10 protein-coding genes are annotated in these 11,888 nt (G+C 47.5%); 3 read left to right on the top strand and 7 right to left on the bottom strand.

What is annotated here, in order from left to right:
- Positions 1-497 precede the first annotated feature (497 nt).
- The 7 genes from NX722_RS18855 to NX722_RS18825 all read right to left on the bottom strand — a co-directional run bounded on the left by NX722_RS18855 (position 498) and on the right by NX722_RS18825 (position 8,856).
- Positions 498-884 carry a hypothetical protein gene (locus NX722_RS18855; protein ID WP_262564394.1) on the bottom strand — a complete coding sequence of 129 codons (387 nt, stop codon included), beginning with the start codon at positions 882-884 and terminating at the stop codon, positions 498-500.
- A gap of 15 nt (positions 885-899) precedes the next feature.
- The gene (dapE, locus tag NX722_RS18850; protein ID WP_262564393.1) at positions 900-2,042 is read right to left on the bottom strand and encodes a succinyl-diaminopimelate desuccinylase; all 1,143 of its coding nucleotides are present in this window, start codon (positions 2,040-2,042) and stop codon (positions 900-902) included.
- A gap of 161 nt (positions 2,043-2,203) precedes the next feature.
- On the bottom strand, positions 2,204-3,754 hold the full coding sequence (locus NX722_RS18845) for an endonuclease/exonuclease/phosphatase family protein (protein ID WP_262564391.1): 1,551 nt from the start codon (positions 3,752-3,754) through the stop codon (positions 2,204-2,206).
- A 234-nt stretch (positions 3,755-3,988) separates the two neighbouring features.
- Complete coding sequence (gene nth, locus NX722_RS18840; RefSeq protein WP_262564389.1) at positions 3,989-4,639, bottom strand: endonuclease III; 651 nt, start codon at positions 4,637-4,639, stop codon at positions 3,989-3,991.
- Positions 4,639-5,958, bottom strand: a complete 1,320-nt coding sequence (gene waaA, locus NX722_RS18835; RefSeq protein ID WP_262564387.1) for a lipid IV(A) 3-deoxy-D-manno-octulosonic acid transferase — start codon at positions 5,956-5,958, stop codon at positions 4,639-4,641. Before waaA ends, nth begins: the two co-directional genes overlap by 1 nt.
- 81 nt (positions 5,959-6,039) lie before the next feature.
- Positions 6,040-7,200 (bottom strand): hypothetical protein, encoded by a 1,161-nt coding sequence (locus NX722_RS18830; protein ID WP_262564385.1) that lies wholly within the window; start codon positions 7,198-7,200, stop codon positions 6,040-6,042.
- Positions 7,201-8,070: 870 nt separating this feature from the next.
- Positions 8,071-8,856 carry a type 1 glutamine amidotransferase gene (locus NX722_RS18825; protein ID WP_262564383.1) on the bottom strand — a complete coding sequence of 262 codons (786 nt, stop codon included), beginning with the start codon at positions 8,854-8,856 and terminating at the stop codon, positions 8,071-8,073.
- 69 nt (positions 8,857-8,925) lie between these two features.
- Between NX722_RS18825 and NX722_RS18820 the strand changes: the two genes are divergently transcribed.
- The 3 genes from NX722_RS18820 to NX722_RS18810 all read left to right on the top strand — a co-directional run bounded on the left by NX722_RS18820 (position 8,926) and on the right by NX722_RS18810 (position 11,853).
- On the top strand, positions 8,926-9,528 hold the full coding sequence (locus NX722_RS18820) for a hypothetical protein (protein WP_262564381.1): 603 nt from the start codon (positions 8,926-8,928) through the stop codon (positions 9,526-9,528).
- Positions 9,529-9,827: 299 nt separating this feature from the next.
- Positions 9,828-11,099 (top strand): serine hydrolase domain-containing protein, encoded by a 1,272-nt coding sequence (locus NX722_RS18815; RefSeq protein WP_262564380.1) that lies wholly within the window; start codon positions 9,828-9,830, stop codon positions 11,097-11,099.
- Between the two features lie 166 nt (positions 11,100-11,265).
- The gene (locus tag NX722_RS18810; RefSeq protein ID WP_262564379.1) at positions 11,266-11,853 is read left to right on the top strand and encodes a cob(I)yrinic acid a,c-diamide adenosyltransferase; all 588 of its coding nucleotides are present in this window, start codon (positions 11,266-11,268) and stop codon (positions 11,851-11,853) included.
- Positions 11,854-11,888 lie beyond the last annotated feature (35 nt).

Below are 11,888 nucleotides of genomic sequence, written 5' to 3'. Positions count from 1 at the left end.
CCACGTCGCTGAATAGCTTTCGCCAGAGAGCAAGCCAGAAGACGGAATCGTGGCAACAGCACTTCTGACCCCCGGAAAATAAAAGTGAAATCTGCACTTATGAAGTGTGTAACCGAATCCCTGGTCTTCAATATGAAACGGGTAATGAGAAAAGAGGGTGGACAGCTTTTGGTCAGTGAGTTCAGGTGGCAATGTTGTTGTCAGACATGAAGCTTCAATACGATTGAAGGGCAGGTGAGGGACAGCAGTGGTCGTAGATAGCTCTGCAAAAAGCAAAGGCTGAAAGAACGGACAGAAAAGCGCCAACAGCAGAATTAAACAGCTTCGGAAACCAGGTATTTTTCCATTTAACACTTTCAGCTCCTTTCTGCTATTTGTATGACAGAGCTTTCAGGAAGCTGGAAGTGTAGTCAGTTTTTTCTCTATAGAAATATAATTTTCATCACCGGTGGTGAAGAAAGCCGCTTTTCCCCCTCATAGCAGTTTGTATTATGTATTTACCCGGCATTCGGCCAGGACAGGGTGCCCTCTTCTCCGGACTCTGTGATCTGCCACCACTCATCCATATCTTCACCATCTGACCAGGGTGCCGCATTGGCACGAACCCGACACCGGGCAAACGCCTGCAGGCTTCGGGCGCACTCCCGGTCATCAGACCAGGGTGTTTGAGGTGATTTGAACCAGATGCTGGTCCAGGCTTTGCCCACAGCATTCTCGACGATCATCAGGGGAATATGCCCGTTCAGGACGAAATCGTGAATCACCTTACCGCTCTGCACGGTTTCAATGGAAGAAAAACAGCTTTCAAGCCAGCTCTGAATATCAGCCAGCTTGAGGTTTTTGGCGTAAATTTCGATGTCTTGAATCGTATCAGGCGTTGTCATATCAGTTGTCAGCAGTTAATGCTTATCGGTCAGCAAGTGGGTCAGAATGCCCTGATAAATCTGGCTCAGATCATCAAGGTCAGACGCTTTAACACACTCATTGACTTTGTGAATGGTGGCGTTCACAGGTCCCAGCTCAACGACCTGAGTACCTGTTGGCGCAATAAATCGACCATCGGATGTTCCGCCGGAAGTCGACAGCTCGGTAGCCCTGCCGGTAATCGCCCTGATAGCTTCACGGGTGGCATTAACCAGGGCGCCGGGTTGGGTCAGGAACGGTTGTCCACTGATATGCCATTCAATGTCATAGCTCAGTTTGTGGGCGTCCAGAATGGTCAGAACGCGTTGTTGCAGCTGTTCGGCAGTGACTTCCGGGGAAAAGCGGAAGTTGAAGTTTACCTCGCATTTGCCCGGAATAACATTGCTGGCACCTTCACCCGCCTGAATATGCCAGATCTGGAAACTGGTGGGCGGAAAGTACTCGTTGCCATTGTCCCAGACTTCGCCAGTCAGCTCAGACAGTGCCAATGCTACTTCATGTACCGGATTTCTGGCCAGGTGCGGATAAGCCACGTGTCCCTGAATACCCTTGATCACCAGATGACCGTGCATGGAGCCGCGACGACCGTTTTTAATTACATCACCAACCAGACTGGTACTGGAAGGTTCCCCAACGATACACCAGTCAATTTTTTCGTGACGGGCTTCCAGATGCTCAATTACCTTGACGGTGCCGTGTTTCGCTGGCCCTTCTTCGTCGCTGGTGATCAGAAAAGCGATGGAACCTTCGTGGTCGGGAGATTCCTGAAGAAATGCTTCACAGGCAGTGACCATAGCGGCAAGGCTGCCTTTCATATCGGCAGCACCACGACCGTGCAGCATGCCTTCGTCGTCAATGATGGGGGAAAAGGGTGGATTGCCCCATTTGTCTTCAGAACCTGTGGGAACCACATCGGTATGGCCGGCAAAGGCGAGTACAGGGCCAGTGTCGCCTTTGCGCAGCCAGATATTATCCACCTCGCCAAAGCGTAATCGCTCTACTTTGAACCCTAAAGGTTCCAGCCGGCTGATCATCAGTTCCTGACAGCCTTTATCTTCCGGTGTGACGGAAGCACGGCTGATCAAATCCATGGCGAGTTTCAGGGTTTCAGAAGTCATGCAGATTCTTCAGTCTTTATGATTTATTAAGCGTCGATTGTAGCACTGGTTCCATGTTTATTGTGGAAGCTACTCAATCTGCTCCCAGGGTCCGGGCGCTCACGCCTGCAATCAGCAGACACAACAGCATAAGACTGTGCAGGCTGGTTTTTAGCGTTTGGTTATTCAGCGAAAGTAAATTTCGCCTGAACCATAAAATGATCAGATAACTCAACATTTCCGTAATGATAGAGCTTCGCATTATAGGATCGTTGATACATACGATTGTCGTCTAATGCCCTGAGCGGGGTTATTTGAGAGAGGCTGCTTACTGGTTGTAAGAAGTCTTTCACAGGCAATACCATATCGAGTATTGAATGTGAGCGGTCTTCGGGGGCTATCATCAGGTTCAAGTCTGAGTCGGCGCTGAATTTTGGTGTCTTGAACAGGTTGTTCAACACGTTTTCTGAGTTCAGGTTAAGAATTGATTGCAGGTGGCCAAACTGCTTTTTATCGTAAAAGTCGGTGTTGAAATCACCAAGAACTAATAAGGGTTCATGATTGGGTATAGCCAGTGCCTTACTGTCTATGATTTCCCTCTTGATTATTCTGAACTCTTCTCGTCTGGCGGCTATAGAGTTATTACCACCGCCTGCCTGTGCATGCGTGGTAATAAGATTATAAGCTTTACCATTTTTATCTATTTTAAAGTACGCTGCGCCTTTGTTGGAATAATCATCATCACCTTGCAGGTCCTGGTAATCCTGGTAATTAACAAAGGTGGTGTTTGTGATTGGGTATCGGCTTAAAGCCAGCAAGCCACTGCCTAAAGGCCTTAGATGGTAGCTTTCTGGTATTGGATCGTAGCTGTGAGGATATATATCATGAAGCTTTTTTTTCAGTGTATCGCGGCTATAGCTATCCCAGGCCTCCTGAAACACCAGAACATCGGCCTTTCTCAAAGCGTCTGCCTGAGACAGGTAACGGACTCTTGAATCCACTTTATTCAAGTCCAGGACCAGGCCAATATAGTCTGGAAAAGCTTTAATGTTGTAGGTGATCACAGTCAGTTCATTATCACTTTCCGATGACAGGAGCGTGGGCTTTTTATCAATGGCGTAAAACAGGTGGTCGATTGTCTGTATCGAAGCCATATCTTTCTGAGCGTTAACGTAAAAAGTGTAGGTGTTTCCATCAGAATGACGAATCGCTACAGAACCAACTTCATCGGGTAAAACCTCATTACCTGAACTCTTGTTACCTGAACTCTTGTTACCTGAACTCTTGTTACCTGAACTCTTGTTACCTGAACTCTTGTTACCTGAACTCTTGTTATCTGAACTCTTGTTAAGCAGTACGTGCTGGATTCCATCAACATAAACGCTGACTTCGGTGATATGGCTACCCCAGAAATCACCATGGAATGTCGTGGAGAAATAATTATTGTCCGCTGTATTTTCGCTACCTGGTATTGAAAAGAAGCTTTTCAGGGTGTAGTCCTCACCTTCGTCAATTCCAGAGTCATAGTTTATTGAATGGCTCTCAACCCGCTTGAAGGCATCGAGCTTGCCAGTGTTGAGAGCTCTACAGTACGGGCTGTCTAATCGATGGTCACAGGTGTTGCGCAGGGTTATCTCGCCATAAGTATTATTCATGAAGTATAAATAATATTCAGCGTAAGCTGAGGTGTGATAGATAAGTATTGCCAGGATGAAGGCGATGTGAGCTTTCATAGCGGGGTTTACCTGTCGAAGAGAAACACGGCCTGAGCCATAAAATGGTCAGGCAGCTCTGTACTTACGTAAAGATATAGCTTTGCATTATAGGATCGAATGATGCATATGACCTGCCCATATCCGAATAAACGACACTAGTTTTGTTTCTTGACCTGTTTGCGAACACTTTCGTGACTTTTGTAAAGGCAAAAAAAAGACTCATCTAGAGTCTTTGAGTAATATTGAGGTTTTTTACTTCTTTTTCTTTACATTTTTTTTTGATGGAGAGAATTCGCAGAGGTCTTCAATAATACAGCTGCCACATTGGGGCTTTCGGGCTTTGCAGACATAACGACCGTGAAGGATCAGCCAGTGGTGGGCGTCCACCAGAAACTCTTTTGGCACCAGCCTCAGCAGTCGCTTTTCAACCTCCAGCACATTTTTTCCGGGAGCAATGCCGGTGCGGTTGGAGACCCGGAAAATATGGGTATCGACCGCCATGGTCGGTTGTCCGAATGCGGTGTTGAGGACGACGTTGGCGGTTTTTCTGCCAACGCCGGGCAGTGCTTCCAGGGCTTCGCGGTTATCGGGAACTTCACCATTGTGCAGTGTCAGCAGCATCTCACAGGTCTTGATAATGTTTTCAGCTTTGGCGTTATACAGGCCAATGGTTTTTACATAGCTTTTCAATCCCTCCAGCCCAAGATCCAGAATCGCCTGCGGCGTATTCGCCACCGGGTAGAGCCTGTCGGTGGCTTTGTTGACGCCAACATCGGTGGCCTGTGCCGACAGGATGACGGCAATCAGCAACTCAAACGGTGAGCTGTAGTTTAACTCAGTGGTCGGGTTTGGGTTCTGATCCCTTAAACGGGTAAAAATTTCGGTACGCTTTTGTTTATTCATTAATCGATGTGATCCGAAACGTCACTGACAGGTAGTTGATGATTAATCAGACTTAACGTTTTTTCCAGTGCGCCACGGTTAGAGGCGACAAAGCGGGCAGCGTTCTGGCTCATCTCCTTATAGTGCGGTTTGTCGGTAATGAGCCGGGCAATGGCTTCAGCCAACTGTTTTGGAGAGTCGACCAGCTGCATACCGCCAGCCCTGATCAGGGAGTCACTGATGTCCTGAAAATTAAACACATGTCTGCCCGACAGAACCGGGAGCCCCAGCACTGCCGGTTCCAGCATATTGTGACCGCCATGCTCAATCAATGAACCACCAATAAACGCGATGTCGGACGCAGCAAGGAATGTCATCACTTCACCCATCGTATCGCCCAGTACCACCTGAGTGGATGGTCTCAAAGGCTGCTTCTCGCTGTGTCGAACAACGTTGTACTGATTGCTTTTAATCAGCTCGTAAACGGAAGTAAAGCGTTCAGGGTGCCTGGGTACCAGTACCAGAAGCAAGTTGTCGTGTTGTTTTCGCAGACTGCTGAAAGCCTCAAGAATCTGTTGATCCTCACCTTCATGGGTACTGGCTGCCGTGATAACGATGGGATCGTAGCCTAACCCTTCTTCCCAGCGGTTTTTTAAGTGTCTTCCATGCTCCGTTAATTCCGGACTGACAGAAAGATCAAACTTGACACTGCCGGTAATGGTCAGTTTTTGTGGTGGCAGGCCCAAACGAATAAAACGATCTCCATCGTCTTTATTCTGACAAGCGACCGTGGTTATCTGTTTGAGCATATTCCTGACCAGTCCTTTCAGGCGGGCGTAGCCTCTGGCTGATCGTTCTGACAGTCGCGCATTGACGATGATGAGCGGAATATTGCGTTTGTGGCAGGCTGCAATGGTGTTAGGCCATAGCTCGGTATCAATAATCAGTGCCAGCTCCGGCTTTACCCTGTTCAGAAACCGATTCTGTACATCGGGCAGGTCGTAGGGGCAGTAGACATGCTCAACCCGGTGACCCAGCAGATCGCCGTAAAGAGCTTTCACACGGTCTGAGCCCGTAGGTGTCATGGTGGTGATCAGAATCCGATGCTGTGAATAACGTTCCAGCAGTTCCCTGACCAGTGGCGCGCTGGCAATGGTCTCACCAACCGATACCGAATGTACCCAGATAGTCGGTTTATCTTCTGGCAAACCGGGAAAAAAACCAAACCGTTCTCTCCATCGCTGACGGTACGCCGGGGCTTTTCGGGCACGAAGAAAGAGCCTCAGCATGACCAGAGGCGTCGCCAGATAGAGAAGTGCAGAGTAGATAAAGCGATTCATGCCTGTGTTGGTGTGACTTATCCATAGGGTTAAAAGCCTTTTATCATAACAGGTTTTGGTGCTTTTCAGACTGACTGTTGTTTACTGCCACTGAGTATCAACAATAATTACGGGATCATATAGATTCTCCTGACCGTTTACTGCAGGCGGATTTGGATTTTGTTGTTGTTCAGTGCCATTGCCAGCCGGGGCTGCAGGCTCGTACAAGATGCAGTCCGATTCAGACCTTCTCTGGCAGGCGGGGATGGGAAGCTCTGCTGATAGCTGGTCTGGAGTGGGTACGGGAGGCATTGGTAAAGGGGATCTTGGGTTGCGCAAATGCCAGGTGGTTTTTTTGTTTGCCGCTTTGGTATCGGCTTTGTTTGCCTTTTGCAACCTATTCAGAATACCAGGCCACTTTTCTTTTTTTCTTTTGCCCGATGCCTCCTGATTCTGGTCGGAAACTTCTGAATAGAGGTTTTCCGTTGTAGATCCCGAACGGGTGTCCTGAAAAGTCCCTTCTGGCAGGAAACCGTAGGCATAATCATAATGCCCGTCAGGTAGAGAGGAATGCGCACTGCTGCTGGCAGACCATTGGCCATAATTTTCTTTACGTCGAGCATTACGATTGGGGTTATCACCGGTTCGCGCTGGAATATTAATGGGTTGTGAAATGGAACCCTCTCTTTGAATAAAGTTGCTACCAACAGGTACTTCATAGTCTCCACTATAATAGCTTCCCCCACTTGAGCTGGAGGCCATCGAGCTGGATCGAGATCGGGAATCACTACTTCTTCTTGAGCCGCGGTGACTATTGTCACGAATGAAGTCTCTAACGGCAGACTCCAGATCAGGACTGTCCAGGCTGAGGATTGGGCTATGACTTTCGCTGGTAGTACTACTCCTCAGGCATAATGGGTTATTAAAAGTTTCTACAACAGCTTGATTATCGTTGTCACCATAATTGGTTCTTTGCCTGAAGGTAGGTTCATTGGCATTTCCGGTGTCAAAAGCCAGTTCCAGTAAATAACTGTCAGTAATCGATCCTGATTCATCAGACCGCAAAATAACAAAGCCAAGTAATGCAGGACCTGCCGTGCGGTTGGAGGGTTCATTCAGGTTAAACCTGTCCAGGGGATCAGAAGCCGATGATTCAGAAGATCGCGTACCGGTCAGGGCATAAACCTGAAAACGATGATCAATGTTCAATATCCGGTTTGCATAATCCGATAAGCCACGCATGTACTGTTGAGCGTGACGCATAATGTCTGTCACAGAGTGCCTCTGTTGATATGGGTCACCCAATCGACTTTGTATATAAACCAGAGCATCCAGCAATGGGTCTATGGAAGGTACAGGGTTAATCCCCGGTTCCCTGCTAACATACCGGGGTGATATTGGTTGCGATTCTCCAGTGTTATCATTCCTCAGGATTTCAGTAGAAGGGGAGTAAGATAAAATAAGGTCACTAAAATGATGGCTAAGGACTGAATTCTGCAGAGGTAAATCTTCTCCATTAACAGTAGGAATGTTATATAGCAGATAGTTTCTGTGGGATGTCAGTGAAGCGATTAAATGATTGCTCCAGCATTCTCTCTGTCCAGCCTGAGCCTCTGGAATTGTACGTATCCGTAATTCAGAATGATCCTGGTCTACCCTGTTTTCAGTTAAAAGATATTGGTTCTGGAAGACGGGCCTGATTTCCTGAATAACTGAATCATTGCCGTTAATTGCAGTAACTTCATTTTTTTTATGTTTAGACTTATTTTGCTTTTGTGATTTCTTTTTTCCTTTACCTTTAAATAAGTTACTGTCAACAGAGTTGAGTTTATAAATATTAAACATGCGATTAACTGAAGCAGCTTCAGACATAGGTGCCAAAAAAAAAGCTATAAGAAAAATTGCTATCAGAACATAAGTGTAAGAGTAGTGGCAAAATGCAAGAGTGTACTTCACGGATCAGCCTGTCCTCTGAATTGTTCATAAGTTGAATATAAGGTCAGAAAGCATAGTTCAAAATGGCTACATTACCATTCCAGGTCTTCTCTAATATGAAAAAGAATCAGCGACCAGACGTTATTGGCTCGGTTAAGCTGCGAGTTTTTCAGCCTGAAAGTAGTGTTCAGGTAGTGCTCAGGAAACGCCCAGATAATTCAGTAGCCACTGTCCAGTAACCGAGCTGTCGACAGGCTGCTTAATGGATTCAATACCTTTTTGTGTGACAGAGCGGGGCATTACCTTTTTTCGGCTGTGAATCAAGGCTTCCATATAAGCTTTCGTGAATTCCGGGTGTCCCTGGATACTCAGAAAGTGATCGCTGTAGGTCACCATGTAATAAGGGCAGAAGTCACTGGATGCCAGAAGGCTTGCCGATTCTGGTAAATACCTGACCTGCTCCTGATGGCTGACCAGCAGTCTCAGGGTACCCGGCGATTCAGGTGCGGGATGCATCCAGTCAGGCTGCTGCAATAATGTATTTACAGATACGCCAATTCCCCAGCCTTTGTCCGATTCGGCGACTGTTCCGCCCAGTGCTTTCGCCATCAGTTGATGCCCAAAGCAGATGCCGACTGTTTTTTGCCCGTCAGTGTAGAGTTGCTTTACGAAGGCTTCCAGGGCTGAAATCCATGGAAAAGGGTCGTTAACGCTATGGCGGCTACCAGAGATGATCCAGCCATCGCAGTCGTTTGTATTTTCAGGCAGCTGCCCGTCAAGCGCACGATAGGTGGTGATTTGCAGAGTCGGGTCATGTTGCTCAAGCAGGGCTTGAAACATATCAGGGTAATGCCCGTGTTCTGATTGAAACTGAGTCTGTACATCGTCACAAAGCAGCAGGCCAATAGTCATTACTCGAGGTTTGCGTTCTTCAACGATTTGTCTGGCATCGGCTAAGGTTTTGACGTTTCTGGAGTTCCGCATGAGATTACATTTGGCATAAACTTTTATGAGGGAGGACTGACGCCAGTGTCTTCCCGGGAGGCGTTTAGAGTGTTAACACTTGAACAAGTTTTGAACTTTCGCTCTCAACTTTTCATAATAGAAAGTGGCTGTCCGAATATGATAATAAATGGCGCCAGGACATTGTATAGAACCGCACCTAAACAGTATCTATGCGAATTATGTCGATCTGGAGAAACCTATTATTTACGAAGAACTTGTGATGACAAAATACTCCATGTAACCCGCCCCGAAGTATTTATTTTTGTGGTTCTTCCATCATATCCCACTAAGGTATTCTGCGTTCAGCAAATTATCCAGCGCACCATTGATGAGGTCAACACAATGGATTATTCTCCTGAGCTTCTAATGGGGCACACGTCTATCACCCGCAACAGTCCGGTTTTGTACGCAGGACAGGTAGTCCTTGAGAATGACAGCATGTTTGCCTGGGATAATAATAGTGGCCATTACAGGCCAGATTCTTTTTTACATGAAATTAATTTCCTTCCGCCTGTTAAACATTTGCTGCCTGCGGACAAAATGGTTGATTATGAGGATACGGGAGGAGCTGCGTATGTTTATCTCGAGGCTACTGGACAAATTAATGAGCCGTGGGTTGATCGTCCTATAGTACGCGTTCCTGGCCGGTAACTGGCTACCCCGAAGCATGAAAAGGTTGGTAGTAGGTAATCCTTGCCCCACTACCCAAATCACCAATATTTGGCTGAAGCGTGGAGGCCTTCCATCAGGAGCATAAATCAAGGCATGCAGCAGGGCTGTCTTGCTGCTTGCAGTTCTGAATAATTACGACATTGTGCCTGATTCCATTTAGTAATATCCTCCGAATCCCCAACTCACTAATAGCCATAATGTGATCGCTCTGATGCTGATCGCACTATGGCCTGTAAATAGTGACGTTCCGGAGTAAGCAGTAAAAAAGGAAGTCAGGTATGAAAAAGACAGTAATTTCTACCCTTATTGCATTGACCACAGCCGTTGGCGCACAGGCGACAACGTTTCATAAACCCGATGCAGAGTTTATTAACAATGCGGCAATGGTTGGAATTACCCAGGAGAACTGGGACAGTGGTCGCTCTGCCAAAGTGACCATGAAGAATGCTTACAAGTTCACCCATAGCGTAGAAATGTCCAAAGGCGACTGGACTCATGATCTGGGTAAAGCAAAAGGCTTCGACCTGGACTCTGTCAGTGCCACTGACGTAGACGGTGAACATCCACTGTCCGTTATTCTGCGTGACCGCCTGAACATGGAGTCACTGGTTCTGCTGAAGAATGGCGAGCTGGTTGATGAATACTACTGGTCTGGTATGAACAAAGACCATACCCACCTGATGATGAGTGTGACCAAGTCTTTCACCATGCTGACTTTGCAGACACTGGTTGATGAAGGGCTGGTGGATATGAATGCGCCGATCACCCAATATCTTCCTGAGCTGAAAGCATCACCGGCTTACGCAGTAGCGACCGTACAACAGGTGGCGGATATGCGTTCCGGCATCAAGATCGAGTTTACGCCGGGCAAAATTTGGGATGAACGTATGACCAATGTTCAGGAGTGGAATGGCAAGAACAATTATCCGGAACTGAAGTCTGTTCTCGACTTTGGTAAATCCCTTGGTAAGCGCACCGATGTAGAAACCGGTGAGGCGTTTGATTATCAGTGTGCTAACACTGAAATGCTGGGTATGCTGATTACTCGTGTCACTGGCAAGTCTCTGGCTGAGGCGATGGAAGAAAAGCTCTGGCAACGTGTTGGTTTTGAGAATAACGCTTACCTGCAATCCAACTCTCAGGGTGAAGGGGTTGGCTCTGGTGGCCTGAACGCGACCACCCGTGACGTAGCTATCATGATGGACGTTATGGTCAACGGCGGTAAGAACCGTAAAGGTGAGCAGATTGTTTCCAAAGCGTTCATCGACAACCTGATGAACGGTAACGATGAAGTGAAGAGCGCATGGAAACATGACGGATTCGCTAAGCTGCTGGCTGACGCCTGGTACAAAGATCAGATTCGCGTTCTTAATGTAGGCGACCATCGTTTCATGACATTTGTTGGTATCCACGGTCAGGTAGTGGTTGGCGAACCATCAACAGGCATCGTTGTTGCCACCACGGGTGGGCAGGACGAAATGCAGGCGACTCGCACTGTAGCCATGATCTTCATGGATGTGGTACCAACGTTGCTGGACGCTCTGAAGTAATATCTCCCTGAGGTGAGTGGTTTGCAGGTTGGGAAAAAGCAGGTATTTATGCTCTTCCCAGTCTGCGCCACTGAAGGAAAAACAGGGTTTTGTCTTTTGCCACCCCCGCTAACAGGCATAGAATGTTCTTTCATCTGGATCAGGGACTTTCGTACGGGGTTAGACAATGACTGATAAAAAACAAGGCTATCGCTTAACCCGAATTTATACCCGCACTGGCGACAAAGGCACCAGCAGACTGGGCGATGGGCAGGTATTTTCCAAAAGCGATGCGCGCTTTGAAGCCATAGGCACAGTGGATGAGCTGAACAGCTGGATGGGTATGTTGTTAAACAGCTTAAGACCCGGTGGCGATGTGACAGCGGAGCAGTTGTCGACCATTGAGCAGATTCTGCACCGACTGTTTGATGTGGGGGGCGAACTGGCGATGCCCGGCTATCAGCTGATACAGGAAGAACACACCAAAGCCCTGGAACGCCTGATCGATGAATTGAATGGACCTTTACCGCCACTAACCAATTTTACTCTGCCTGGTGGTGGCACAACGGCCTGTCATTGTCACATGGTTCGAACTGTTGCCCGGCGGTCAGAGCGCTGTGTTGTACGACTGCAGGAGTCTGGTGTAGAGATTAATGCCCCCTTGCTGACTTACCTGAATCGTTTGTCTGATGTGATGTATGTATTGTCCCGGCATTGTGCGAGGCAGAATGACGGGGAAGTGTTATGGCAGGCGTCACCTAAAAGCAAACTATAAATTTTTCCCGGTGCATAAAAACCCCGGTGCATAAA

Origin of the sequence: Endozoicomonas gorgoniicola (genome assembly GCF_025562715.2) — a bacterium.
In the GTDB taxonomy this organism is placed as follows: Bacteria; Pseudomonadota; Gammaproteobacteria; order Pseudomonadales; family Endozoicomonadaceae; genus Endozoicomonas_A; species Endozoicomonas_A gorgoniicola.
Note: the sequence above shows the minus strand (reverse complement) of the source record. Positions and strands in the feature narration are given on the sequence as shown.

Coding starts and splice junctions, on each gene's coding strand:
- NX722_RS18855 (WP_262564394.1), bottom strand. CDS start 884: ATGACAACGCCTGATACGATTCAAGACATCGAAATTTACGCCAAAAAC.
- dapE (WP_262564393.1), bottom strand. CDS start 2,042: ATGACTTCTGAAACCCTGAAACTCGCCATGGATTTGATCAGCCGTGCT.
- NX722_RS18845 (WP_262564391.1), bottom strand. CDS start 3,754: ATGAAAGCTCACATCGCCTTCATCCTGGCAATACTTATCTATCACACC.
- nth (WP_262564389.1), bottom strand. CDS start 4,639: ATGAATAAACAAAAGCGTACCGAAATTTTTACCCGTTTAAGGGATCAG.
- waaA (WP_262564387.1), bottom strand. CDS start 5,958: ATGAATCGCTTTATCTACTCTGCACTTCTCTATCTGGCGACGCCTCTG.
- NX722_RS18830 (WP_262564385.1), bottom strand. CDS start 7,200: ATGCGTCACGCTCAACAGTACATGCGTGGCTTATCGGATTATGCAAAC.
- NX722_RS18825 (WP_262564383.1), bottom strand. CDS start 8,856: ATGCGGAACTCCAGAAACGTCAAAACCTTAGCCGATGCCAGACAAATC.
- NX722_RS18815 (WP_262564380.1), top strand. CDS start 9,828: ATGAAAAAGACAGTAATTTCTACCCTTATTGCATTGACCACAGCCGTT.
- NX722_RS18810 (WP_262564379.1), top strand. CDS start 11,266: ATGACTGATAAAAAACAAGGCTATCGCTTAACCCGAATTTATACCCGC.